The organism is Novosphingobium sp. (assembly GCF_025351285.1).
Lineage (GTDB): Bacteria > Pseudomonadota > Alphaproteobacteria > Sphingomonadales > Sphingomonadaceae > Novosphingobium.
This window is the reverse complement of the sequence record NZ_JANXWG010000021.1, coordinates 1-24,876: the sequence shown is the minus strand read 5'-3', so window position 1 is coordinate 24,876 and position 24,876 is coordinate 1. Positions and strand designations below refer to the sequence as shown.

25 protein-coding genes and 1 pseudogene are annotated in these 24,876 nt (G+C 66.2%); 11 read left to right on the top strand and 15 right to left on the bottom strand.

What is annotated here, in order from left to right; translation table 11 throughout:
• The first annotated feature begins 147 nt into the window (after positions 1–147).
• Complete coding sequence (gene aqpZ, locus Q0R16_RS02820) at positions 148–843, top strand: aquaporin Z (RefSeq protein WP_295631596.1); 696 nt, start codon at positions 148–150, stop codon at positions 841–843.
• A 6-nt stretch (positions 844–849) separates the two neighbouring features.
• Here the strand turns inward: aqpZ and Q0R16_RS02815 are convergent, their stop codons facing one another.
• Positions 850–2,019 (bottom strand): CoA transferase, encoded by a 1,170-nt coding sequence (locus Q0R16_RS02815; RefSeq protein WP_295631595.1) that lies wholly within the window; start codon positions 2,017–2,019, stop codon positions 850–852.
• 142 nt (positions 2,020–2,161) lie between these two features.
• Between Q0R16_RS02815 and Q0R16_RS02810 the strand changes: the two genes are divergently transcribed.
• Positions 2,162–3,328 (top strand): acyl-CoA dehydrogenase family protein, encoded by a 1,167-nt coding sequence (locus Q0R16_RS02810; protein WP_295631593.1) that lies wholly within the window; start codon positions 2,162–2,164, stop codon positions 3,326–3,328.
• Positions 3,329–3,341: 13 nt separating this feature from the next.
• Positions 3,342–4,685, top strand: a pseudogene (locus Q0R16_RS02805) (aromatic ring-hydroxylating dioxygenase subunit alpha); the annotation flags it as partial.
• A 45-nt stretch (positions 4,686–4,730) separates the two neighbouring features.
• On the opposite strand, the gene Q0R16_RS02800 reads toward Q0R16_RS02805, so the two are convergent.
• From Q0R16_RS02800 to Q0R16_RS02780, 5 genes are all read right to left on the bottom strand, one after another.
• Positions 4,731–5,591 (bottom strand): TauD/TfdA family dioxygenase, encoded by an 861-nt coding sequence (locus Q0R16_RS02800; RefSeq protein ID WP_295631591.1) that lies wholly within the window; start codon positions 5,589–5,591, stop codon positions 4,731–4,733.
• A gap of 67 nt (positions 5,592–5,658) precedes the next feature.
• Positions 5,659–6,261, bottom strand: a complete 603-nt coding sequence (locus Q0R16_RS02795; RefSeq protein ID WP_295631589.1) for a TetR/AcrR family transcriptional regulator — start codon at positions 6,259–6,261, stop codon at positions 5,659–5,661.
• Between the two features lie 73 nt (positions 6,262–6,334).
• Positions 6,335–7,138: an SDR family oxidoreductase gene (locus Q0R16_RS02790; protein ID WP_295631587.1), complete on the bottom strand. Its 804-nt coding sequence runs from the start codon at positions 7,136–7,138 to the stop codon at positions 6,335–6,337.
• 1 nt (position 7,139) lies between these two features.
• Complete coding sequence (locus Q0R16_RS02785; RefSeq protein WP_295631585.1) at positions 7,140–7,892, bottom strand: SDR family NAD(P)-dependent oxidoreductase; 753 nt, start codon at positions 7,890–7,892, stop codon at positions 7,140–7,142.
• Between the two features lie 123 nt (positions 7,893–8,015).
• Positions 8,016–8,540, bottom strand: a complete 525-nt coding sequence (locus tag Q0R16_RS02780; protein ID WP_295631583.1) for a nuclear transport factor 2 family protein — start codon at positions 8,538–8,540, stop codon at positions 8,016–8,018.
• A 173-nt stretch (positions 8,541–8,713) separates the two neighbouring features.
• On the opposite strand from Q0R16_RS02780, the gene Q0R16_RS02775 reads away from it, so the two are divergent.
• Positions 8,714–9,784 (top strand): alpha/beta hydrolase fold domain-containing protein, encoded by a 1,071-nt coding sequence (locus tag Q0R16_RS02775; RefSeq protein ID WP_295631581.1) that lies wholly within the window; start codon positions 8,714–8,716, stop codon positions 9,782–9,784.
• Positions 9,785–9,800: 16 nt separating this feature from the next.
• On the opposite strand, the gene Q0R16_RS02770 is transcribed toward Q0R16_RS02775, so the two are convergent.
• Positions 9,801–10,700: a DUF808 domain-containing protein gene (locus tag Q0R16_RS02770; protein WP_295631579.1), complete on the bottom strand. Its 900-nt coding sequence runs from the start codon at positions 10,698–10,700 to the stop codon at positions 9,801–9,803.
• Between the two features lie 129 nt (positions 10,701–10,829).
• Between Q0R16_RS02770 and Q0R16_RS02765 the strand changes: the two genes are divergently transcribed.
• From Q0R16_RS02765 to Q0R16_RS02755, 3 genes are all read left to right on the top strand, one after another.
• Positions 10,830–12,287: a carboxylesterase family protein gene (locus Q0R16_RS02765; RefSeq protein ID WP_295631576.1), complete on the top strand. Its 1,458-nt coding sequence runs from the start codon at positions 10,830–10,832 to the stop codon at positions 12,285–12,287.
• 90 nt (positions 12,288–12,377) lie between these two features.
• Positions 12,378–12,830, top strand: coding sequence for a hypothetical protein (locus Q0R16_RS02760; protein WP_295631574.1), 453 nt, complete (start codon positions 12,378–12,380; stop codon positions 12,828–12,830).
• A 68-nt stretch (positions 12,831–12,898) separates the two neighbouring features.
• The gene (locus tag Q0R16_RS02755; RefSeq protein WP_295631572.1) at positions 12,899–13,660 is read left to right on the top strand and encodes a kinase; all 762 of its coding nucleotides are present in this window, start codon (positions 12,899–12,901) and stop codon (positions 13,658–13,660) included.
• Here the strand turns inward: Q0R16_RS02755 and Q0R16_RS02750 are convergent.
• The 6 genes from Q0R16_RS02750 to Q0R16_RS02725 all read right to left on the bottom strand — a co-directional run bounded on the left by Q0R16_RS02750 (position 13,605) and on the right by Q0R16_RS02725 (position 18,542).
• Positions 13,605–13,913 (bottom strand): hypothetical protein, encoded by a 309-nt coding sequence (locus Q0R16_RS02750; protein WP_295631570.1) that lies wholly within the window; start codon positions 13,911–13,913, stop codon positions 13,605–13,607. The genes Q0R16_RS02755 and Q0R16_RS02750 overlap by 56 nt on opposite strands.
• 92 nt (positions 13,914–14,005) lie before the next feature.
• Positions 14,006–14,953 carry a glutaminase gene (locus Q0R16_RS02745; protein ID WP_295631568.1) on the bottom strand — a complete coding sequence of 316 codons (948 nt, stop codon included), beginning with the start codon at positions 14,951–14,953 and terminating at the stop codon, positions 14,006–14,008.
• A 66-nt stretch (positions 14,954–15,019) separates the two neighbouring features.
• Positions 15,020–15,646 (bottom strand): phosphatase PAP2 family protein, encoded by a 627-nt coding sequence (locus tag Q0R16_RS02740; RefSeq protein WP_295631566.1) that lies wholly within the window; start codon positions 15,644–15,646, stop codon positions 15,020–15,022.
• A gap of 49 nt (positions 15,647–15,695) precedes the next feature.
• The gene (locus Q0R16_RS02735; protein ID WP_295631564.1) at positions 15,696–16,820 is read right to left on the bottom strand and encodes a glycosyltransferase family 2 protein; all 1,125 of its coding nucleotides are present in this window, start codon (positions 16,818–16,820) and stop codon (positions 15,696–15,698) included.
• 47 nt (positions 16,821–16,867) lie between these two features.
• Positions 16,868–17,926 carry a 3-isopropylmalate dehydrogenase gene (gene leuB, locus Q0R16_RS02730; RefSeq protein WP_295631561.1) on the bottom strand — a complete coding sequence of 353 codons (1,059 nt, stop codon included), beginning with the start codon at positions 17,924–17,926 and terminating at the stop codon, positions 16,868–16,870.
• A gap of 13 nt (positions 17,927–17,939) precedes the next feature.
• The gene (locus Q0R16_RS02725; protein WP_295631559.1) at positions 17,940–18,542 is read right to left on the bottom strand and encodes a recombination protein O N-terminal domain-containing protein; all 603 of its coding nucleotides are present in this window, start codon (positions 18,540–18,542) and stop codon (positions 17,940–17,942) included.
• Positions 18,543–18,655: 113 nt separating this feature from the next.
• Here Q0R16_RS02725 and apaG point away from each other — a divergent pair, with 113 nt between their 5' ends.
• The 4 genes from apaG (at position 18,656) to Q0R16_RS02705 (ending at position 23,776) form a co-directional block, all read left to right on the top strand.
• Positions 18,656–19,165: a Co2+/Mg2+ efflux protein ApaG gene (apaG, locus tag Q0R16_RS02720; RefSeq protein WP_295631557.1), complete on the top strand. Its 510-nt coding sequence runs from the start codon at positions 18,656–18,658 to the stop codon at positions 19,163–19,165.
• Positions 19,166–19,231: 66 nt separating this feature from the next.
• Positions 19,232–20,068, top strand: coding sequence for a LysR family transcriptional regulator (locus Q0R16_RS02715; RefSeq protein ID WP_295631555.1), 837 nt, complete (start codon positions 19,232–19,234; stop codon positions 20,066–20,068).
• Positions 20,069–20,225: 157 nt separating this feature from the next.
• On the top strand, positions 20,226–22,202 hold the full coding sequence (locus Q0R16_RS02710) for an EAL domain-containing protein (RefSeq protein WP_295631553.1): 1,977 nt from the start codon (positions 20,226–20,228) through the stop codon (positions 22,200–22,202).
• A 53-nt stretch (positions 22,203–22,255) separates the two neighbouring features.
• Entirely contained in the window at positions 22,256–23,776 is a 1,521-nt protein-coding gene (locus tag Q0R16_RS02705) for a carboxyl transferase domain-containing protein (RefSeq protein WP_295631551.1), read from the top strand.
• 325 nt (positions 23,777–24,101) lie between these two features.
• Here the strand turns inward: Q0R16_RS02705 and Q0R16_RS02700 are convergent, their stop codons facing one another.
• Both Q0R16_RS02700 and Q0R16_RS02695 read right to left on the bottom strand, forming a co-directional pair.
• Positions 24,102–24,392, bottom strand: coding sequence for a hypothetical protein (locus Q0R16_RS02700; protein ID WP_295631549.1), 291 nt, complete (start codon positions 24,390–24,392; stop codon positions 24,102–24,104).
• Positions 24,385–24,876: type ISP restriction/modification enzyme (locus Q0R16_RS02695; RefSeq protein WP_295631547.1), on the bottom strand; the 492-nt coding region annotated here is incomplete at its 5' end. The genes Q0R16_RS02700 and Q0R16_RS02695, both read right to left, overlap by 8 nt.

The following is a 24,876-nucleotide window of genomic DNA, read 5'->3' as shown; positions in this document are numbered from 1 at the left end:
CTGGGCGAGGGCGCGCAAGCCACGGCCGGAAGGGCGAGCGTTTCATCGCCGCCCCGATCATCGCCGGGCAAAGTGGGTGCAGATTGCAATTGCGTGCCGCAATCGATGCGATAGGTTGCCCGCATAACAACAAAGGGAGCGGGCGGGATGACAAGGAAATTGACGGCAGAGTTTTTCGGGACTTTCTGGCTGGTGTTCGGCGGCTGCGGGTCGGCGGTGCAAGCTGCGGCGTTTCCGGAGCTCGGCATCGGATTTGCGGGGGTTTCGCTGGCTTTCGGGCTGACCGTGCTGACGATGGCTTATGCCGTCGGCGGGATTTCGGGCGGGCATTTCAACCCGGCTGTCTCGCTCGGGCTGGCGGTGGCCAACCGCTTCGAATGGCGCAACGTGCTGCCCTACTGGATCGTGCAAGTCGCGGGCGCGGTAGTCGCGGGCGGAGTGCTGTTCGCGATCGCCTCGGGCAAGCCGGGCTTCGCGGCCGGCGGCTTCGCCTCGAACGGCTATGGCGCGCTGTCGCCTGGCGGTTATTCGCTGATGGCGGCGCTGCTGATCGAAGTGGTGCTGACCGCGGGTTTCCTGATCGTGATCCTGGGGTCGACCGCAAAGTCCGTACCCGCCGGCTTCGCCCCGCTGGCCATCGGGCTGGCGCTGACGTTGATCCACCTGATTTCGATCCCCGTCACCAACACCTCGGTCAATCCCGCCCGGTCGACCGGCGCGGCGCTGTTCGCGACGACGGGTGCGCTGGGCCAGTTGTGGCTGTTCTGGCTGGCACCGCTAGCGGGCGCGGCGATCGGCGGACTGATCTGGAAGTTCCTGCTGGCGGGTGACGAAACCGAATAGCGCTGACTATTCCTCCAGCCCGAGTTCGCGCAACACATCGTCGGTATCCGCGCCCAGCGTCCGCGTCGGGCCGGATACCGCGCCGGGGGTGCGAGAGAACCAGGTCGGCACGCCGGGGAAGCGCACCGGGCCTTGTTCGCTATCCACCGTCTCGAAGAAGCCGACGGCGTCCAGATGCGGATCGGTGAACAGTTCGGCGGGGGTGCGCAAGGGTGCGGCGGGCACGTTGAGGTGGGTCAGCAACTCGATCCATTCGGCGGTGGTGCGCGTCAGGAAGGTTTCTGCGAGCAATCCGTAGATGCGGTCGATCTGCGCGGCGCGGGCTTCCAACGCGTCCATCTCAGGCGTTGCCCACTCCGGTTTTACCGCTCCGACGAACGCCGCCCAGTGCTTGTCGTTGTAGATCAACGCCGAGATATGGCCGTCCTTCGTGGCGTAAGGCTTGCGGTTCGGCGCGACCACGCGCGGATAGAACGCCTCGCTCAGCGGCGGGGTGAACATTGCGCCGTTGGCATGTTCGACCAGCACGAACGAGGCCATCGTCTCGAACATGGCGACCTCCACCTCCTGGCCCTCGCCGGTGCGCGCCTTGTGGAACAGCGCCATCATCGTGGCGTAAAGCGCGGTCAGGCCCGAGACCTTGTCTGCCACGATCGTGCCCAGGTACGCGGGCATCCCGGTCAACTGCTGCTGCAACGCCACCAGCCCGGATTCGGCCTGGATCGTGTCATCATAAGCCGGCCGATCGCGCTCGGGCCCGCGATGCCCATAACCGTAGCAGTTGGTATAAACGATGCCGGGGTTGATCGCCGCAACCGCTTCGTAATCGAAGCCCAGCTTCTTCACCGCCGCCGCGCGCATCGAATGGATGAACACGTCCGCGCCCGCGATCAGCTTGCGCAAGGCCGCCTTGCCCTGCTCGGTCTTGAGATCGAGAACCACCGAACGCTTGCCCCGGTTCACGTTTACGTAAACCCCCGCCAGCCCCGGCGCGGGCGCCACCGAGACATAGCGCGTGGGATCGCCCTCGGGCGGCTCGATCTTGATCACGTCGGCGCCCATGTCGGCCATGATCTGCGTGGCATAAGGCCCGAAAATCATCGCGGTGAGATCGATCACGCGGACGCCCCTGAGTGGTCCTTTGGCGTGCGGCCCGGTTGCTGTTTTGCTGGTCATGGCGGTGGGGCTAGCGGGCTTGGCGCGCCAAATCCATCGCCGCCGTCTTCGCCCCGCCGATATCGCTGTCGCTTGCGTTGAGGCCGGTGCCAGCCGCTGCTAGTCCCTTGCGTTGACCAAACCAGCACGGGCGGCACATAGCGTGGATTTCAACTTCAGCCCAGACCAGCAGGAAATCCGCGATACGATCCTGAAGCACTGCACGCGCTTCCCCGACGAATACTGGTTGGAACGTGACCGCGAAGGCGCATTCCCCGAAGATTTCTACCGCTCGCTGGCAGACGCCGGCTGGCTCGGCATCGCCATGCCAACGCGCTTCGGCGGCGCGGGGCTGGGCATCACCGAAGCCTCGATCATGATGCAGGCGATTGCTGAATCGGGCGCGGGCATGAGCGGGGCCAGCGCGGTCCACATCAACATCTTCGGGCTGCAACCGCTGATCCTGTTCGGCACCGAGGAGCAGCAGCAGCGCGCCATCCCCGGCATCGTCTCGGGCGCCGACAAGGCCTGCTTCGCCGTGACGGAACCCAACGCCGGGCTCAACACCACCCAGCTCAAGACCCGCGCCACCCGCGTCCCCGGCGGTTACAGCGTCAGTGGCGACAAGATCTGGATTTCCACCGCGCAAGTCGCCAACAAGATGCTGCTGATCGCGCGCACCACGCCGATCGAGGACTGCGCCCGCAAGACCGACGGGCTCAGCCTGTTCTACACCGACTTCGATCGCGAAAAGATCGAAACCCGCCTGATCCACAAGATGGGTCGCCACGCCGTCGATTCGAACATGCTGTTCTTCGAGGATTACTTCATCCCCGAACACGATCTGGTGGGCGAAGAGGGCAAGGGCTTCAAATACCTGCTACACGGCCTCAACCCCGAACGCGTGTTGATCGCAGCCGAAGCCGTCGGCCTCGGCCGCGCCGCCCTGGCCCGCGCCGCCCGCTACGCCCGCGAACGCGTGGTGTTCGATCGGCCCATCGGCCAGAACCAGGGCATCGCCCACCCGCTGGCGAAATGCTGGGCGCAGTTGGAAGCCGCCAACCTGATGACCTTCAAAGCCGCCGCGCTGTTCGACGCCGGCCAGGACTGCGGCATCGAGGCCAACGCCGCCAAGTATCTGGCGGGCGAAAACGGCTTCGAAGCCTGCCATACCGCGATGCTGACGCTGGGCGGAATGGGCTACGCACAGGAATACCACGTCGAACGCTATCTGCGCGAAAGCCTGATCCCCCGGACCGCGCCGGTTTCGCCGCACATGATCCTCAATTTCCTCGCCGAAAAGGTGCTGGATTTGCCGAGGTCTTATTGATGAGGGCTGCCCGATGAACGAACACACCCGCACCGTCCAATCGGCCGCAGACCTCACCCAAGCCGTCACCATCGGCTCCGAAGCCTACCTTTCCCGCGACTACGCCCGCGCCGAGCAGGACCGATTGTGGCGCAAAGTATGGCTTCAGGCCGGGCGGATCGAGGACATTCCGGCCGTCGGCGACTTCATCACTTACGACATCGGCCCGGATTCGATCATCGTCCTGCGCGCCAGCGACACCGAAGTGCGCGCATTCTACAACGTCTGCCCGCATCGGGGTCGGCGGCTCGTGGATACTCCGGCGGGGCAGCGCAATGCGCGGGGCAATCGGCGGCAATTCGTGTGCGGGTTCCATGGCTGGACGTTCGATCATGCGGGGGCTTGCACCTATATCCAGCATCAGAACGATTGGCAGGGTTCGCTGACGGCGGAGAGCACGCGGCTGGGGCCGGTGCGGGTCGATACGTGGGGCGGGTGGCTGTGGGTGACGATGAACGCGCAAGCGCCCGCGTTGCGCGATTGGCTTGAGCCGGCGGCGACGATGCTCGATCCGTTCCGGTTGCAGACCATGCGTTGTCGGTGGCGCAAGTGGATCCGGTTCGAATGCAACTGGAAGGTGGCGCTGGAGGCGTTCAGCGAGACGTATCATGTGCCCGGCACGCATCCCGAATTCATGGCGTTCGGGCAGTTTCGCGGGTGGGGTCGCAACCAGGGGACGCACAGCAACATTGGTTACGATGCGCCCAAGGGGCAGGAGGAGGATGCGGCCAAGCTGCGGCTCGGCACGGGCGATCCGCGCATATCCACCGCCGAGATGCAGGTGTTCACTTGGGAAAACGCCAACACCAACACCACGCGGACCTTGGTGGAGGCGGCGATCCGGCTGAAGGACGAACTGCCCGAGGGCACGCCGCCGGCCGAAGTCTCGAAGCACTGGCTGACCTCGGCACGCGCGACCGATGCGGCGCGGGGGGTGCATTGGCCGGTGGTCGATCCCCAGCACACCGCGCAGAGCGGCACATCGTGGCAGGTATTCCCCAACTTCCAGATCGGCCACGCGGTCAACAACATGCTGTGCTACGCGGCGCGGCCGTGCGGTGATGATCCCGACCAGTGCTATTTCGAAGCGGCGGTCTATGAATTGTATCCTGAGGGTGAGGCGCCTGACACCGAGTGGGAGCAGACCGCGCGCGAGGACTGGCCGCCGGTGTTGCAGCAGGATTTCGCCAACATGGCCGCGGTCCAGCAGGGCATGAAGAACCACGGTTTCCGTGGCACGCAGCCCAATCCCTACATGGAACGCACGATCCCCAGCCTGCACTGGAATCTGGCGCGGTTCATGGGAGTGGGTGCGCCGGTGAAGCTGGGCGAGTCGGGAGGGGCCGGGGTGGGCTCTTGCTTCCTACTGAATCTCTTCCTCGCCCATCAGCTTGGTGCGGTGCATCATCCGGTCACACGTGGGATCGTAGGCTTCGGCGCGGTGCATGGTGCCGGTGTTGTCCCAGATCACCAGGTCTCCCACCGACCATTCGTGGCTGAAGTGGAACGGTTCGCTGGTCGCCCATTCGCGCAGACCGTGGATGATGCGCGCGCTTTCCATCGGGTCCTTGCCGGTGATGGTGTGCGCGGTGCAGCCGATCAGCAACGATTTGCGGCCCGACTTGTGCGTCCAAACCAGCGGGATTTCGACATCGCCGATCGCCTGCATGTGTTCCAGCTTGGCCAGGCTGGGTTCGGGTTCGTAATAGAACAGCGAGGCCCAGGCGCCGTGGCGCACGCGCAAGCCGTCAAGCTCGGCCTTGCGGGCTTCGGGCAGGTCTTCCCAGGCCCAGTAGGTGCTGCAAAACCCGGTATTTCCGCCCCAGGTCGCGGTTTTCTTGCACGATAGCAACGAGGCCAGGATCGGCAGCTTGTTCATGGTCCCGTCGATATGCCAATAGAGCGAGCCCTTCAGATATTCGGCCACCCCGGGGTTGAGCTTTTCGTCGAGCGTGATCTTGTGGATCTTTTCCTCGGTGTCGCGCATTTCCGGCGCAAACGTCCCCATCGTCTTGGTGAAGGCGACCTGTTCCTCGTCGGTGAAATCGATCTTCGGGAACACCAGCACGCCGCGTTCATCGAGCAGTTCGCGCAATTGCGGACCCAGCGACCCATCGAGCAGTTCGGCCTTGGTGTTGAGCACACGCGCGCCGATCTTGGGCTTGATCTGTTCGACGGCCAACCGGAGTTCGGAGGCGGGCTTCACGGTGGTGGTGACGTTCATGGCGCAGTTCTCCCGGATCGACTCGGTCGTGTATTGAACACCTGTTCAACACACCGCTCGCTTCCTGTCAAGCCGGCCGGGTGCCAAGCAACGCGTCGAGCCAGCCATCGATCCACGCGCGTGCGTCGGCATGGCCGGCGCTTACCCCCATCGCGCCTTCCATCACCAGCGCGCGGCCCACGCCGGCCAGCAGCACCGACAGCGCTTCGGGCGAAACGCCGGGCGTTGCGCGCGGCGCCTCTGCCAGTCGCGCCCCGATTGCGCGGGCAAACATATCACTTTCGCGCGCGCGCATCGCGGCAACGTGATCGGCAATCGCCGCGCGCAAGCTGGCGTGGCGGTTGGCGAGTGCCATGAATTCCAGGCTTAATGCGGCACGGCTGGCGTCGGCGTGGAACCGCCACAGCGCGCGCACCGGATCGTGATCGGCGGCGGCGGCATCGATCATCGCATCGCTTTGCGCGGCACCGCGCCGGAACACCGCCAGCCACAAGTCCGCGGTCGCCGGGAAGTAGTAATGCACCAGGCTGGCGGGCAGTCCGAGCCGCGTCGCGACCTTGCGCGTGGAGACCGCGGCATAGCCATCATCGCGGATCACCGCTTCGGCCGCCTCGACGATCCGCGCGCGTGTTTCCGAATTTTCCGCGCCGACGCGCCGCTTGGTTGCCATTTGCCCGATGTTCAGGCGGCAGCGTCCGGTGTCAACCTGCCAGTGCCAATCTGCCAGTACCAATCTATCAGTATCAGCCGCTGTGCATCGACACTCCGCTCATCGCCATCCAGCCGGCATCGTTGACGAAATTCGCACCCGTGGCAAACGAGCTTTCGTCGCTTGCCAGGAACAGCGCCATCGCAGCCATCTCCTCAGGCTGCGCCATGCGGCCGAGCACGCCCATGCGGTCGATGATCGCGTTCGAGGTGGGCAAGCCCTTGGCCTCCATCTCCTGGCGCTGGCTTCTGGCCATCGGCGTTTCGGTGGCGCCGGGGCACAGGGCGTTGACGCGGATGCCGTGCTTGCCCAGTTCCACCGCCGCAACCTTGGTCAGCCCGACCAGGCCGGCCTTGGACGCGCAATAGCCCGCGCTCGATGCAGCGATGAACGCGCCGATCGAAGCGGTGTTGATGATCGAGCCCTTCTTGCCGGCAGCGATCATGTGCGGCGCCACCGCCTTCATCATCAGCCATGGGCCCTTGAGGTTGACCTCGATCACCCGATCGAACGCGGCTTCATCGATCAGCAGCATCGGGCGCTTGCCCTCGCTGTCGACCCCGGCGTTGTTGAACAGGATGTCGGGCACGCCCAGTTCGGACAGCGTGCGTTCGACCAGCCGCGCGATGTCGGCGCTGTTCGAAACGTCGGCACCGATGCCGATCGCTTTTCCGCCCGCGTTGCGGATCGCCTCGACCACATGCGCAACGCGATCTTCGCTGAGGTCCACCGCCGCGATGGCCGCACCTTCGCGCGCGAACATCAGCGCCGATGCTTCACCCATGCCCCCGGCCGCGCCGGTGATGATCGCGATCTTGTTGGCCAACCTGCCGGCCATGTCAGTGAGACCCCATGTAGCGGCCGCCATTGGTGCTGATCGTCTGGCCGGTGATGTAGCTGGCTTCTTCCGAGGCAAGGTAGGCGATGGCGGCGGCAATGTCCTCTGGCTGGCCCATGCGCTTCATCGGCAGACTTTTGGCGAAGGCTTCGGCATCGATCGGCGCGGCGCGCAGCATCGGGGTGTCGATGAAGCCCGGCGGCACCATGTTGACCGTGATCCCGTGACCGGCGAATTCGAGCGCCAGAGCCTTGGTCATGCCGACCATCCCGCCCTTCGATGACACGTAATGCGCCTGCGTGGGCGATCCGGTCTGCACCGAGGACGATGTGATGTTGATCACGCGGCCCCACCCGGCAGCCAGCATATCGGGCAGGCATTCCTTCGTGACGAGCCACGGCCCACGCAAGTTGATGCGGATCACCTTGTCGAACAGGTCGTCATCGGTTTCCAGGAACGGCGTGAACGGCGCGATCCCGGCGTTGTTGACCAGGATTTCGATCTGGCCGAGTTCCGTCCGCGTGGTTTCAGCGGCGGCGCGGATCGCGGCCTTGTCCGAACAATCGACATCCAGCGCGATTGCGGTGCCACCGGCCTTGCGGATCATTTCGGCGGTTGCTTCGGCGCCGGCCAGGTTGATGTCCCAGATCGCGATTTTGGCGGTATCTTCGGCCAGCCGGATCGCGCAGGCGCGGCCGATGCCCGATCCGGCCCCGGTAACGACGGCGGTGCGGCCGAGGAGCGAACGTGTCATGGCATGGGTCCTTCTGCGTGGTGCGGTGTTGCGCGGGATCAACAGCATTGGCGCGCGCATCGTCAACCCGCGCCCCGCGCCGGGCCCGCACCATCACCGGAGCGATGGGGGTTGGCTGCGAAGTTACCGGCGCGCGAACAGCGGCAGGCCCAGAACAGAATAGCTCGCGTCCGCCGATGGATCGGGCTTCGCGCCGGCATGGGCATCGGGCAGCAACAGTTGCATGTCGAAGCTCAGCACGCGCGCGGCGAACTTCCAGCGCCCGTCTTCGCGGGCGTAGCGATCGATGTAGCGCACCGCCTGCACATCGTGCGCCAAGGCGCCGGGCGCGGCACCTTCGGAGCGGTCGGGCACCAGGTGCCAGGCGATCGCATAGACCTCGCCCTCGGCGCTTCCGCCGTCATCGACCAGCGCGATCAGGTGGTTGCACACATGATGCGCGCCGGCGTGCATTTGCGGCAGGCTGCGTTCAAGCCAGTCGACATAAGCCTCACCGGTGCCCTTGAAGTAAGGGCTGTGATCGTCGGTGCCGTCCCTGGCATACAGCGTCCGCAGCAGCGCGATGTCCTTGCGGTCCACCCCGCGCGAATAAAGCAGCGCCAGTTCGCGGATTTCGTCCTTCGCCACCAGCCGTTCCAACGCGTTCATGGCCTTCGTCTCCCACCGGTTTGACGCTGCATAGCGCCGCTGCGCCCAACCCGCGTATCGCCAGGCCGATAAGTGACGAGCGGCTTTGTAACCGCGCGCCGCACCGATAGTCTGCGCAGACGAACCGCGCCCTCGCATGACGACGAATGGGTGCCCAATGGGAAGGAACCGCGATGAATCTGAGGCAATCGGTGCTCGGCGCGCTGGCGCTCATGGCTTTGGGCGTGCCCGGCGCTCACGCGCAGCAGGCGGCGGGGTCGATCGAACCCGACGGCACGGTGAACGTGCCCGCATTCAAGCTGCCCCCGTCGATCTACGCCAGCGACGAGGCGAAAAAGACCATGCCGCGCAGCCCCGCCGACATGGAAGCACCGATGATCGCCGCGCTGGCTGCGGGCAAAGCGGGCGAACTGCGCGCCAAAATCGGCCAATACATGGCGCCGCGCATCGACAAGGTGAAAGCCACATACGGCGTCACCACCCGCACCGAAATGCTCGGGACGATCCGGCTGGTGCATATGGTGCCGAAAGCCATGCCCGCTGCCAACGCGCGCAAGATCCTGCTCAACCTGCCTGGCGGCGGCTTCGTGATGGGCACGGCCGACGGCACCGGATCGATCGAGGGCATCCCGCTGGCGGGGCTGGCCAAAGTCGAAGTGGTGTCGATGACTTACCGGCAGGGCCCCGAACACTGGTTTCCGGCGGCGAGCGAGGACGTCGCCACGGTCTATCGCGCGTTGCTCAAGACGCACAAACCGCAGGACATCGCGGTGTTCGGCTGCTCGGCCGGCGGGCTGCTGGCCGCCGAGAGCATGGCGTGGTTCCTCAAGGAAAAGCTGCCGCTGCCCGGTGCCGTCGGCATTTTCTGCGCCTCGGCCGACGCGCGCTGGGGCGGCGACAGCCGCGCCTATGGCCGCCCGTTCCAGGCGCTGGCCCCCGCCGACCGCGAACGGCAATATTTCCACCCCGGCGACGAGACCAACCCGCTCGCCTCGCCGATCCTCACCCCCGAAGTGCTGCGCAAGTTCCCGCCCACGCTGGTGATCACCGCCACCCGCGCGCCCGAATTGAGCAGCGCGGTCAACACGCACCGCGAACTGGTCAAGGCCGGGGTCGAAGCCGATCTGCACGTGTGGGATGGCCTGGGGCATGCGTTCTTCTACGATGCCAGCCTGCCCGAATCGCGCGAGGCGTTCGATGTGATGGCGCGGTTCTTCCGCAAGCACCTGAAGCTTGCGCAATGAGCGTATCCAGGCCGCATTATCCCGCCTTGGCGCCCGTCGCCGCTTTGACCAGATGCAACACGCCGGCGATCACTGCGCCGAGCGCCAGTCCGATCACGCCGCAGATGACGACATCGGCCAGCCACGCCGCTGCGCCGTGATACAGGCCCAGCCATTCGGCGGGGTGCGCGCCGGTGCTGTGGACGATGATCTGCCCGCCGACCCATAGCATCGCCGCGGTGCCGATGAAGGCCAGCGCGGCCAGCACCTTGGGCATGGCCTGCACGAGCGCGCGGCCCACGGCGCGGGTTGCGCCAAGCTTGCGCCGCGAAAGGTTCAGGCCGATATCGTCCATTTTGACGATCAGGCCAACGACGCCATAAACCATGGCGGTGATCGCGATGGCCACCACCACCAGCGCCGCAGCGCGCAAGCCAAGGGCTTGGCCCGCCACTTCATTGAGCGCGATGACCATGATTTCGCCCGACAGGATGAAGTCGGTGCGGATCGCACCCTTGATCATGATGTCCTCATGGCCCGGTTCGGCAAGCCCTTCGGCCTCCGCAGCCAGATCCGCCTTGTGAGTCAGCGCGTGGATAACCTTCTCCGCGCCTTCGAAACACAGATACGCGCCGCCAATCATCAGGATGGGCGTGATCGCCGCTGGCAGCATCACCGAAAGCAGCAGGATTGCCGGCGTGATGATGACCAGCTTGTTGAACAGCGACCCCTTGGCAATCCGCCAGATGATCGGCAGTTCGCGGTCGGCCGTGAAGCCGGTGACATAACGCGGGGTAACGGCGGCATCATCGACCACCACCCCGGCCGACTTGATCCCCGCTTTCCCCGCCGCCGCGCCGATATCATCGAGCGAGGCCGCCGCCAGCTTGGCGATCGTGGCGATATCGTCGAGAAGGGCAACCAATCCGCCGGCCATGACTTTTTCCTGTTATTGCGCCGCATTGGTTCGGCAGGCGGTCGGATGCCGGCCGCATGGGGTTAGCGGGCAGCCGGGGGCAGGGGCAAGTGGATTGCGCTTGGCGGATATTCGGGCGAGATTGGGGGAATGATGGGGCAATTGCAGGTCGAGACCGGGGCGGGACCGGTCATGGGCGAGGCGCGCGACGGTGTTCGGCGCTGGCTGGGCATACCCTTCGCGCAGGCCGAGCGCTTCGGCGCGCCGCGCCCGCCCGCGCCGTGGACCGAGCCGCGCGATGCCACGAAACTTGGGGCCCAATCGCCACAGATGTTCGGCAACAACCCCAAGCGCGCGATGATCCGGCAGGCGGGGTTCGATGAGGATTGCCTGGTCATCAACGTTTACGCGCCAAAGGAACCCAGCGACCAACCGCGCCCCGTCTATGTGTGGATTCACGGCGGCGCGTTCGTGGGCGGCAGCGGCAATCCCTACGATGGATCGGCGATGGCGCGGACGCACGGCGTGGTGGTTGTCACGATCAATTACCGGCTGGGCGTGCTCGGCTGGGTCAACTTCGGCGAAGTGCTGGGGCTGCCCGAACTGCCCTCGAACCTGGGCTTGCGCGACCAGGTGGCGGCGCTCGAATGGGTGCGCGACAATATCGCGCGCTTCGGCGGCGATCCCGCGCGGGTGACGATCGGTGGCGAAAGTGCGGGCTCGATGTCGGTCTCGCTGCTGATGCTGCACAAACCGGCGTGGGGCTTGTTCCACGGCGCCATCATGCAAAGCGGCGCGGTCAGCCTGATCCACAGCCGCGAGAAATCCCGCGCGATCGCAAGGCGTTATGCCGAACTGCTCGATCTCGATCAGGGCAGCCTGGAAAAGATGCGCAGCGTACCGCTCGAAGCGCTGTTCGCCGCACAAGCCAAAGTCGGCGCGGAGAACCCCGCCGGCATCCCCGCTGCGCCTTGGTTCGATGACGATGCGCTGCCGCCCGACCTGGCCGCCGCGCACGCCGCACCAACCGCCCCCGTGCCCTTGATCGCGGGCGCCAACCGCGACGAAGTGCGGCTGTTCGAGATCATGCCCGGCGAAATCCTGCCGACGCGCTGGCCGCAATTGGAAGCGCTGCTGACCGCGCAACTCGGCCCCGAACACGCCGCGCGCGTGCTGGCGACCTATTCGCGCACCACCAAGGGCCGCCGCGCGCTGGCTACCGATGTGGTTTTCGCGATGCCCACGCGCAACTTCGCGCAGCGGCATTCTGCGCACCAGCCGACCTGGTTCTACCGCTTCGACTACGCCCACCCGATCGCCGGCGCGACCCACGCGCTCGAACTGACGCTGATGTGGCCGATGCGCGGATGGCTGGCGGCACTGGCGCGCGGCGGCCCGATGAAAGGCTTCCGCGCCGCGCTGGGGACGCGGATGGTGGCGCACTGGGCGCACTTCATCCACCACGGCGCGCCCGATGCAGGCTGGCCCGCGCACGCCCCCACAGTATGGCCGGTCAAGGTGTTCGACCTGGCCGATCGCGTCGAAGCCAACCCGCAAGCCGAGCGCGTGGCGGCGTGGGCGGGGCGCGATGTGGGGCCGGGGCTCTGAGGTTTGGTTGCAGTTCAACGCGTGATCCCACCGTTCGTCCGCGAAGCCCCACACTTTCCTACAGCCGCGAATTGTGGCTTATCCTGCGCGATGAGCCACGTACTTCCCGTCTGCCGCCGCCCGCGAATTCCAGCGTTTGCCCCCGCCCCCACGCGCGCCCGCCGCGATGGGTGGACGCCGGCGCGGCAGGCGCAATTCATCGGCGCGCTGGCGGAGACGGGGTCGGTTGCGGCGGCGGCGGCGCGGGTGGGGATGAGCCGCGAAAGCGCGTGGCGACTGCGTGCACGCGATGGGGCGGAGAGTTTTGCGGCGGCGTGGGCTGTGGCGAAGGTGTTCACAGTCGTCCACAAAGCGCCGTTACCTCCAAAACGGAAGATCACGCCCGGTGAGTGGCGGCGGCGGGCATTCGGGGGTGTGCTGCGGGTGGTGATGCGGCGCGGGCACCATGCCTGGACCGAGCAGAGGCCCGACAATTCGGCGATTCTGCGATGGCTGGCTGTGCTTGACCGGTCGGTGCTAACCGCGGGTTGGACCGAAAGGTGACAGCGCACAAAAATCCCGTTCAGCGTCAATCGGGCACTCGGGCGGATCCGGCGATTCTGGCAGCAATCATGGCGTTGGTGGACTCGAAACCGGGCCGCCACCCGCTCGTGCTTGGACTGTGCGGCGCGCAGGGGTCGGGCAAGTCGACGCTGGCCGCAGCGCTGGTGGACGCGGCGACACGGCGGGGGCTGGCCGCGGCCGCGCTATCGCTCGATGATCTCTACCGCACCCGCGCCGAGCGGTCGGTGCTGGCGCGCGAGGTCCACCCATTGCTGGCCACGCGCGGCGTACCGGGAACGCACGATGTGGCGCTGGGACTGGACTTGCTGGTGCGGGTCGAGGCGGGGGAGGCGGTGTGCCTGCCGCGCTTCGACAAGGCCACCGATGACCGCGCGCCCGAAGCGCAATGGACGGCGGTGCCGGGGTCGCTCGACTTGTTGGTGTTCGAAGGCTGGTGCGTGGGCGCACGGCCACAAGCGGCGGCGGCGCTGGTCGATCCGGTCAACGCGCTCGAAGCGGGGGAGGATGCCGACGGCCACTGGCGCCGCTGGGTCAACGCGGAACTTGCGGGCGACTATCAGCGGCTGTTCGCGCGGATCGGTGTGCTTGTGCTGCTCGCCGCACCGGGGTTCGAGGTGGTGGCGGACTGGCGGCTGGAGCAGGAGCAAGCCGGAGCGGGTGTCATGGACGCGGGCCAGATCGCACGCTTCATCCAGCATTATGAACGGCTTACGCGCCATATCCTGGCTGAAATGCCCGATCGCGCAGACCTCGTCATCCGGCTTGATCGTGATCGCAAACCGCTTGCGATTGTCGGCCGTTCATCGTGACCGGGTGGCCGTTGGCGTGTTCCCGCAACTGCACATTGTCCTGGGAAATCAACGCACTTTCGCCGCGGCCCATCGTCCAGTTCTTGCCGAGCCGGACCTTGCTGTTGGGCGCGCACCAGATCTCGCCGGTCTCGTCGATTGCGGTAACCCAGATCAGGTTGTGCTCCTGCCCGTAGTCGATCATGCCGATGGCATAACCATCGCCCTTGCCGAGAACGTGGAGCGGGATGGTGGGGTTGAGTTGCGTGAACACGCGCGATTTGCCTTGCTGAGGAGGGGCCCGATTGCCCCGGTTCACCAAGACAAAGCCTTGTTGTGCAGATGGTTCCAGCGGCTGGCCCGGTTTCAGCCCAACAGCGGCGTGACCGGTTCGAAAACCGACCAGCCGGTGCGCTGGACCAGCCGTTCAAGCGCCATCGCGCCCAGTTGCGAATTGCCGCGCTCGTTCAGCCCGGGCGACCATACCGCGATCGAGGCCAGCCCCGGCGCCACCGCCAGGATGCCGCCGCCCACGCCCGACTTGCCCGGAAGGCCGACCCGGTAAGCGAATTCGCCCGATCCGTCGTAGTGCCCGCAAGTGATCATCAGCGCGTTGATGCGGCGGGCGCGCTGCGGCGAAACCACCGAGCGGCCGGTCGCGGGATTCTTGCCGTCGCTCATCAGGTAACGGCCGGCCAGTGCGAGTTGGTGGCAGTTCATCGACAGCGCGCACTGGTGGAAATAGAGCCCCAGCGGCAGTTCGATGGCGTGGTGGATATTGCCGAAGCTGCGCATGTAGGCGGCCAGCGCCTGGTTGCGGAAACCGGTTTCGGCCTCGCCGCGCGCCACCTCCTCGTCGATCATGATCGAATGGTCGCCCGCCAGTTCGCGCACGAAACGCAGGATTTCGCCAAGCGCCTCGCGCGGTTCGTAGCGGCCGAGCAGGATGTCCGAAATGACGATCGCGCCGGCGTTGATGAACGGGTTGCGTGGGATGCCGTGTTCGGTTTCCAACTGGACAATCGAGTTGAACGCGCTGCCCGAAGGCTCGCGCCCCACGCGCTTCCACAGCGCATCGCCCACCGTGCCGAGCGCGATGGTGAGGCCGAACACCTTGCTGATCGACTGGATCGAGAACGGCATCTCGGCATCGCCCGCCTTGTGCACCGAACCATCGGCGCCGACGATGCACATGCCGAAATGCTTCGGTGATACGTTGGCGAGCGCCGGGATGTAGTTGGCGACGGTGCCGCGGTCCTGCACATCGGCCATTTCGGCCGCGATGTCGGCAACGATGTCCTGCAAACGATCCACGGTCAGCCCCCTGCATGTCGTGAATGGCAATGTGCCCCGGCTTGGCCGCCGGGGCCAGCGCGAAGTTCAGGCGGACCGGTGCCCGATCCGGTGCTTCATGGCGTAGACCGCCAGCGCCCATGCCGATCCCAGTGCCCAGCCGGCCAGCACATCGGATGGCCAGTGGACGCCCAGGTAGATGCGCGTGCATCCGATCAGCACGACCAGCGTGACCGCCAGCGCGACGAAGTAGCGCCTGAGCGCAGGCTGTGCTTCCCCCAGCATGATCGCGAGCGTAAGGTAGACCGCCGAGGAAACCATCGCGTGGCCGCTGGGGAAACTGAGGCTGGTCACCCGCGCCAGGTGCGGGACCAGTTCGGGGCGGGGGCGGTGCAGCCATTGCTTGAGGCCGGCGTTAAGCAGCGTTGCGCCCACCAGCGCAATGCCGATCCAGGCCGCCTCGGCCCGCCGGTGCAGTGCGAGCAGGAATGCCACGCCGAAGCCGCCGAACAGCGTGATCAGCGTGAACCCGCCCAGCGCGCTGATGTCGACCGCCGATTGCTCGAGCCACGCCGGGCCGATCGGTACGTCGGGATGTCCGGGCTGGCGCAGCGCGAGCAGGATCGAGCGATCGAACGCGAAGCTGTCGCCCTCGAGCAATTCGGATGCGATGAACAGCGCGATCCCCGCCAGCGACAACGCCAGCAGCCACACAGCGGGCTGGAGCGCGGAACGGCGGATCGAAAGCGCGATGGCGGGTGTCCTAGTACTTGCCCCAGACAAACCGCGATGACAGCGCGAAGTTCCACACCGATCCCAGCACGATGCCGACCAGCACCGCGACCACCGCGTGGAAGCCCATCGCCTTGAGCGCCGCGGCCGAACCGACATTGGTCAGCAGCCCGAGCGAGCAGGTCAGCGCGAACTTGAGCCATCCACGCAGCAACGGCCCGAACCCGCGCAGCCGCTTGTCGGCATACGTGAACTCGTTGTTGAGCACAAAATTGAAGGTCATCGCGAAGATCGCCGCGACCGTATTGGCCACGTTGAACGCGGTGTTGCTCGACCAGTGGCCATAGATGAACCGTTCGCCCAGCAGCAGGTGCAGCATCGCCCACAAGCCGGCGAACTGCACCGCCACGCCCAACGCGCCCACGGTGCCGAACAGCGCGAAACGGGTCGGGATGATCCGGCCCAGCCACTTGTCGTAAAGCCCGATCAGGAATTCGAGCACCACCGTGCGATCGAGCTTGCTTTCGCCTTCGGTGCGCGCGGTGAAGTTGAGCGGAAATTCCTTGATCCGCAGCGGCGCGTCTACGGTGGCGAGGATATCGAGCAGGATCTTGAAGCCCACGCCCGACAGCCGGTGTGCATCGGCGCGCAGGATTTTCGCGGGCAGCATGAAGTAGCCGCTCATCGGATCGGACAAGTCCACGCCAGTCACGCGCCGTGCGATCGAGTTGGCCATGCCGCTGGCCTTGACCCGGTCGGGGCGGCCCCAGGCTTCGGTGCTGGCGCCTTCGGCAAAGCGCGAGGCATAGGCGACGTCGCATTCGTCGGTCGAAACGACCGCGTACATCCTGGGCAGCAGTTCGGGATCGTGCTGCTGGTCGGCATCCATCACCGCCACGATTGGCGCCGCGGTGGCGCACATCCCCTCGATCGCCGCCGAAGCCAGCCCGCGCCGCCCGATCCGCTCGATCACGCGGATGCGCGGATCGGCCTGCGCGATGCGCCGGATTTCGTCGCTGGTTCCATCGGGGCTGTTGTCATCGACAAAGATCGCCTCCCACGCCAGTCCGGTCAGCGCGGCATCGAGCCGCGCAACCATCGGCGCGATGTTGGCGCGTTCCTTGTAAGTGGGCAGGACGACGGCGAGTTGCAGCATGGAGGATGGTTCTTTGCTGACGAAAGCGGAAGGGAACGCGCGGGCGCTTACAGCCTTGCGAGCACCGCGTCACCGATTTCCTGCGTGCCCGCTGTCCCGCCAAGGTCCCCGCCGCGCACCCCGTCGGCCAAGGCCTTGGCCACGGCGGCTTCGATCCGCACGGCTTGGGCCTCGAGCCCGAGCGAATGGCGCAGCAGCATCGCCGCCGAAAGGATCGTCGCCATCGGGTTGGCCTTGCCTTGGCCGGCGATGTCGGGCGCGCTGCCGTGGATCGGTTCGAACAGCCCGAAGGTGCCGTGCGCGGTCTGGCGTTCGCCGAGCGAAGCCGAAGCGAGCAGGCCGATCGAACCCACGCACATGCTCGCCTGGTCCGACAGGATATCGCCGAACAGGTTGCCGGTCAGCACCACGTCGAATGCACCGGGGTTGCGCACCAGTTGCATCGCCGCGTTGTCGACATACATATGTTCGAGCGCCACGTCGGAGTATTCGGCCGCCACCTCGATCACCACGTCGCGCCACAATTGCGAGGTTTCGAGCACGTTGGCCTTGTCGACCGAGCACAGCTTGCCGCGCCGGCCTTGCGCCGCGCGGAATCCCACATGCGCGATGCGGCGCACCTCGTCCTCGGCATAGGACATCATGTCCCAACCTTCGCGGCGGCCGTCCTCGGTCTTGCGGTGGCCCTTGGCGCCGAAATAGACATCGCCGTTCAATTCTCGCACGATCAGCAGGTCGATCGCGCGCGCCACTTCGGGGCGCAGCGCCGATGCGTCTTCCATGCCGGCGAACATCCTGGCCGGGCGCAAGTTGGCGAACAGCGTCAGTTCCTTGCGGAGCCCCAGGATCGCCTGTTCTGGCCGCAAGTGCCGTTCGAGCGCGTCGCACGTCGGATCGCCGACCGCGCCGAACAGGATGGCATCGGCATCGCGCGCAATCTCCAGCGTTTCGGGCGGCAGCGGGTGGCCGGTAGCCTTGTACGCCACGCCGCCGACCAGTGCTTCGGTCATCGAAAAGTTCGGAAGGGTGAGCGCCTCGATTGCCCGCATCGCTTCGCGGGTCACTTCGGGGCCGATCCCGTCACCGGGCATTACTGCGATTTTCATGCTTTTTCCCGTCTCAGGCGATCCGGCCCAGTCGATCGAGCAGGATTGCGCGCGTCGCCATAGCATCGCGGGTTCGATCGGCAAGCAGGTGCTCGGCAATCGCTTTGCCTGTGCGATCCAGCCGCGCGAGCAAGTCGGGCCAGGGCTCGTCCGTCGGAGGCATCATGGCCTGGCCGTAGCCGGCTTCGTGCAGCAGCAGCGCCTCGTATCCTGCCAGCGCGCGCGCCCAGCCGCGCGCCGATGGCGCATGGCACACCGCGTCGAGCAGCGCCGCCAGCGCGTTATACAGCGCGGGGTGGGGTTGGCCTTCGGGCAGCGCGGCCGCGGTCAGCGCGCAACCCCACGCAATGGCGGCGCTGGCCAGCGGTTCGGTCAGCCACGGGCCTCGGCTGGTCACCAGTTCGATGCGGATCGACGGCAGGCGGCCATCCCCCCGGTCCAGAATCTCGACGTCGAGCGCGTTGCCGGGGATCAGCACCGGGCGCAATTGCCGGCCGCGCGCGCCGGCGACATAGCCTGCAACCAGCCCCTGCCGTTCGGTCATCAACCGCACCACCGCGCCATGTTCACCGTGGGCGCGGGCGGAGCACAGCAGGGCCTGGGTGCGAACGGTCATTCCGCGTGCTGTGGCGGCCGCGACCCCGCGAGACAAGCCGTCCCGCGGGCCTCTTGCCGATGTTTCGCAAATGCCGATGGAATCACGCGGCGATGTCGGGTAACTTCGCTTTTATGGACGCCTTCTTCCAGCACCGCGCGAACACGCCGATTTCCGACGACTCCGTATCCGGCGGGGCCACAACGGGTGAAATCACCGTGCGCGTCGCGGTCAATTACCTGCCCGAACAATCGCGCGTCGAAGCCGGCAAGTGGTTCTGGGTGTACCATATCCGCATCGAGAACCGCTCGAACGAACCGGTCAAGCTGTTGACGCGGCATTGGCGGATTACCGACGGGCGCGGCATGGTCAACCATGTCGACGGCGATGGCGTGGTTGGCGAACAGCCGCTGATCGCCCCCGGCGGCGCGCACGATTACGTCTCGGGTTGCCCGCTCGGCACCCCCAATGGCTCGATGGAGGGTCATTACACGATGTGTCGGGACTTTGGGCACCGGGGCAATGCGCCGGGGCGCGAGGCAGAGCTGTTCGAAGTGGCGATCCCGTTCTTCCCGCTCGCCGCGCCCGCAACTGCGGATGGCCCATCGCACCCGAGCCAGTCCGGTGGCCGTACCGGGGCCTGACATGGCGCAAGTTTCCGCAAGTACCCAAGCTTTCGCAAGTACCCAAGTTTTAGCAAGTAACGGGGCATGAAGCGAACCCACCTGCCGCTCAACGGCTTGCGCGTGCTCGATGCAGCGGCGCGGCACTTGTCGTTCACGCGCGCCGCCGATGAACTTGCGGTCACGCCTGCGGCGGTGGGCCAGCAGATCCGCGCGCTCGAGGACCTGCTGGGCGTGGTGCTGTTCCGCCGTACCCCCAAGGGGCTTGAACTGACCGATGAGGCTGCTGCCGGGCTCGATGCGATTCGCGAAGGGTTCCTGCGGTTCGAGGAAGCGGTCCAGGCTATGCAGGCCGGACAGTCCAGCCAGGTTTATACCATTGCTGCCCCGCGCGATGTGTTCGCGGCCTGGCTCTCGCCCCGGCTTGCGGCATTCCGCGCGGGCAATCCGCACGTCCGGTTCCAGCTTGCGGCGGGCGACGGCGAAATCGAATTCACCGAGGCCAATCTCGATCTCGCGCTGCGCTGGGCTGAAGGGCCGGGCGATCTCGAAGGCGTGGCGATCGGGCCGGCGGCAATGCAGGTGGTGTGCGGGACCGGCGCCGAAGCCGATCCCCCTGGGCTTGATGCGCCGTGGCCTCATGCGCCTTGGGTAGCCTGGCCGGGAGACCCTGCGCCGGGTGAGGAGGAGGGTGTCGAACCCATGCTGGGTGTTGCCGATGCCGGCAGCGCAGTCAGCGCCGCCGCCGCAGGCCTTGGCCGCGCGCGTGTTCCCGTCCTGCTGGCTGAAGCGGCGATTGCAGAGGGCCGCGTCATGGCGTTGGGCGGGCCTGTGGCGTCACGTCGCGGCTATTGGCTGGTTGCACCCCTGCCGCAGTGGCGCCAGAAGAAGGTCAAGGCCTTGGTTGCTGCGCTTACAACCTGATCTTTACGGCTGATTTGCCTGTTTCACGCGCTGCCGCAAAGTATCCGGGCGAAGTTCGATTGTCCGCCGGCTTCAGGCACATGAGAACTGTTCCTTAACGACACGCCGCTAGACCTCCCGCATGTTTCGGGATGACCAGTTGCGCCGGGGAAAGGGCATGGACCGGGTCAGGCGTTTGCGGCGTTCGCTGCGGCGCGCGCTGACAACGCCGCGCATTTCGACAGGGAACGAGGCATCGGTGCGGCGTTACGCCGAAAATCTGTCGGTGAACGTCCCCGTGATCTATGGAATGCTGCTGCTGTGCATGATCATGCTCGCAACGCGGTTCTATGGCACCGCGCCGACGTGGCTGACGGTGGTTGCACCCACTTTGCTATGCAGTTTCGGCGCCTGGCGATTGCTGCGCTGGCTGCCATCGGGGGTGCGCGCGCGCAGCGATGCCGAACTGGTGCGCGACGTGCGATTCATCGCTCGATCAGGCGCAGTTGCGGGCGCGGTATCGGTGTCGTGGGCGCTGCTGCTTTACGGTTACGGTGATGATCACCAGCGCGCGCTGGTGCAACTGGTGGTGACGATCGGCTGCCTGACCGCGATCCTGGGCATGCCGCACGCCCCGCAAACTGCGCTGCGTATGGGCCTGGTGGTGATCCTGCCCGCTGCCGTGTTCTTCATGACCAGCGGGCAGACCGATGCGCCTTATGTGGGCATGATCGAGCTGATGATGTTCGCGTTGGTGATCCACGTGACATTCGGCCACCACCGCGATTTCGTTAAGCTCGACATTTCACGGCGCAAACTGGCGCGGCGCGAGGCCCATGCCGCGCGGCTGGCCGATGAGAACCTGACGCACGCGATGTACGACCCGCTGACCGGTGCGCTCAACCGCCGCGCAATCCTGCGCCAACTCGATCAGCTTTCGGCCGATTTATCGACGCCGCAACCGTGGCTGGCGCTGATCGACCTCGACGGCTTCAAGCTGATCAACGACACCTATGGCCACGCTGCGGGTGACGCGGTGCTTCGGGCGGTCAGCGGGCGGATTGCCGAGTGCGATCACTTGCTTGCCTATGGCCGGCTGGGCGGCGACGAGTTTGCGGCCGTGCTCGATGGCGCGCTCGAGTGCAGCGCCGCGGTTGCATCGATGGACGCCTTGTCGGTCAGCGTCCGCCAGCCGATCGTCGATCGCGGCGCGGTCTTGCGGCTATCGGCATGCGTGGGCCTGCGCCGCACCGACGGTCTGTCGGTGGGCGAAAGCGTCGAACGCGCCGATGCCGCGCTGTACAAGGCCAAGGCCAAGGGCGACGGATCGGTCGCGGTGTTCGAGGCCGACGACGAAATCGCGCTCCAGCAGAAACGCCGCACCACGCGCAGTTTCAACGAATGCGATCTCGACGCGCGGCTGCGCCTGCTGTTCCAGCCGATGTTCGATGCCGATCAGGGCCGTGTGGTGCGTTTCGAAGCGCTGGCGCGCTGGTCGCCCGATGGCAAGATCTGGCTTTCGGCGGATCACTTCATGCCGCTGGCCGAAGCGACCGGACGCACCGACGATCTGACCAGCCAGGTCCTGACCAAGGCCCTGCGCGAATGCCGCGCCTGGGAATTCGATTGCAGCCTGGCGATCAACTTGTGCCCGCGCGACGTGCTGCGCGACAGCGCGGTCGAACGTCTCGAAGCCATCGCGCAAGCCGCCGGTGCGCCCAACGATGCGATCGTGTTCGAAGTGACCGAACGCGGCTTGCTGACCGATCCGGCATTGGCCGCGCGCCAGCTCGAACGCTTCCGCAACCGCGGTTTCCGGATCGCGCTCGATGATTTCGGCGCGGGCTGGTCGAGCCTCAGCCACGTCCAGAAGCTGCCGCTCGACTGCCTGAAGATCGACCGCGCGCTGACCGGCGCGCTGGCCAGCGATCCCGGTGCGCGGGCGATTGCGGGCACGATCGCGGCGCTGGCGTGGCAGCTCGGCATCGAATGCGTGGCCGAAGGCGTCGAAACCGCAGGCCAGGCCGAAACCGCGCGTGCGCTCGGCATCCGGCTGATGCAGGGCTATCACTTCGGCCACCCGCTGCCGATTGGCGATGCGCTGGACGCGATGCGCAGAGGCTCGCAAACCGTTGCCATCGGGGGTAGCGCCTAGTCCCTATCGCAAGGCCGCCGGACGTGCCACATCGGGCTGGGAGAGCATGACCGATGACCTGGCAAGCCGAAATCGATGAACTGCGCCGGCGCGAGGCTATGGCCGAAAAAATGGGCGGGGCCGAAAAAGTCGCGCGCCAGCACGGCCGGGGCAAGCTTGATGCCAGGGCGCGCATTGCCGGGCTGGTCGATCCCGGATCGTTCCGCGAGATCGGCAAGATCGCCGGCAAGGGGCATTACGATGCCGATGGCCAGCTTACCGACCTCAACGCCTCCAACCTGATCTTCGGCCGCGCCGATATCGAGGGCCGCGCGGTGGTCGCCTCGGCCGACGATTTCACCGTGCGCGGCGGGGCCGCCGATGCCGCCATCCACCGCAAGTTCACCCAGTGCGAGAAGATGGCGCACACACTGGGTTTGCCGCTCATCCGCATGATCGACGGCACCGGCGGCGGTGGGTCGGTCCGCACGCTGGAGGACATCGGCGCCACTTACGTTCCCGCCACGCCTGGCTGGTCCGACGTGGTCCGCAACCTCGACACCGTGCCCGTCGTCGCCTTGGCACTCGGGCCGACGGCGGGGCTGGGGGCGGCGCGGGTGGTGGCGAGCCATTACTCCATCATGGTCAAGGGCCTCTCCCAACTGTTCGCCGCCGGTCCCGCGGTGGTCGAAGCATTGGGTGAAGCCAGCGACAAGGAGAGCCTTGGCGGCAGCGCGATCCACACCCGCAACGGCGTGGTCGACGAGGAGGTGGCGTCCGAAGTCGAGGCGTTCCAGTTCGCCCGCCGCTTCCTGTCCTACCTGCCCTCCCGCGTCGGCCAGCCAGCGCCCCGCAAAAACCTGCGCGACCGCACCGACCGTCGCGAGCCCTTCCTCCTCTCCGCCGTCCCGCGCGACCCCAAGCAGGTCTATTCGATGCGCAAGGTGGCCGAAGCCGTGGCCGACAAGGGCAGCGTGTTCGAGATGGGCCGCCAGTGGGGCCGCGCCGCGATCACCGCATTCGCCCGGTTCGATGGCTGGCCGGTTGCCCTGCTCGCCAGCGATCCCACCTTCCTGGGCGGATCATGGGAAGCGCGCACCTCCGAGAAGGTGGAGCGCTTCGTCAAGCTGGCCGACCAGTTCCGCCTGCCGATCGTCCACCTGGTCGACAACCCCGGCTTCATGATCGGCCTGGCCGCCGAAACCAGCGGCACGATCCGATACGGCGTGAACGCCATGAACGCGATCTACCGCGCCACCGTGCCGCTTGCCTCGGTCATCGTGCGGCGGGCTTATGGCATCGCCGGCAGCGCGATGAGCAATGCCGACGAATTCCAGTACCGCTTCGCCTGGCCGAGCGGCGATTGGGGCAGTCTGCCGATCGAGGGCGGGATCGAAGTGGCCTACAAGGCCGAACTCGAAGCCGCCGAAGACCCCGCCGCGCACCTTGCCGCAATCCGCGACCGCCTCAACAAGCTCCGCTCCCCCTTCCGCACCGCCGAACTCTACGGCGTGGAAGACATCATCGACCCCCGCGACACCCGCCCGCTGTTGTGCGAATTCGCCGGGCTGGCGTGGGCCAAACTGGGCGGCTGACCCGCCCAACCGGTTTCATTTGCAACCTCACGAACATCGCGCGTGTGCTCTATTGCGAGTTTGGGAATTTGTGTGAAAGTTTGCCTTTCGAATCAATATGTTGTGCCGATTTCAAAGAACATCGTCGGCCTTGCAGACTGCGCGCATGTAGGAAAGCGCTTTCTTGTCCCCCGCCCGCTTGCGGGGAGCCGAAGGCGTTCCGATGGGACAGCGGTCAGCGGTGGGCAATTCTTCGTTTTCAATTGAAAACGAAAGCCAAATGCGATGGCTGTCCTTTGACAAGATCAGGACGGACCGACCCCTTGCGCGCCCAGTGTTGGGCACATTACGCTGCCAGTTGCAACCGTTCGATCTCGGCGGCAAATTCGAAGCAGAGCTGGTCGCGCTCGTCGTCAGGCAGCCATTTCGACATGTTCGGGAAGATGGTCTGCCACATCCTGCGGTCCTTTTCGGGCCATGGCTTGGCCGGGGCCGCGCGCGCGGTGTCGAGCACGGCGTGGAGCCGTTGCCGGATGCGATCGGGATCGGGGACATAGCTTGCCGGTTTCGGGTGCGGAATCCGATCTTCCGCTTCGCCGAACAGGCTCGCTTGTCCGTTTCCGAACTGGTCAGTCATCACCGTCTGTCGCCTCATCGTCGTGCGCCGGGGCCGGAAAGCCAAGGCCGGCGCGGGTGACCGTATGGGCAAGGGTGTCTTGCAAGACAAGATCGGCCTGCGCGAACCAATGGATAAGTTCGTGGATACGCGCGGCAACATCGCGCAATTCGCGCAACAGTTCCAGCGTGACAGGCAAGCCCTTGCGGCCGTCGATCCAGCGCGGCAGCACGCGGTATCCACTGACGGAGAAATTCCACACCGCCAGCGGCAAGCCCGTGAAGGCGGGCACCGCGGCATTTCCATGCCGCCATGCGGAGAGCGTGCCATCGGAATAGGTGATCTCGGCAACGGCGGTGGTGGCGTCCGGTTCGCCCACGAGCTTGCAGAATTCACGCGTGCGGAACGCCGGTGCTGGTGCGCGCTGGAACGCTTCGAGCGCGCGCACTTCGCGCCCGACGGCGGCGGCGCGGGCGAACACCGCTGGATCGGCGGGAAAGGGCAC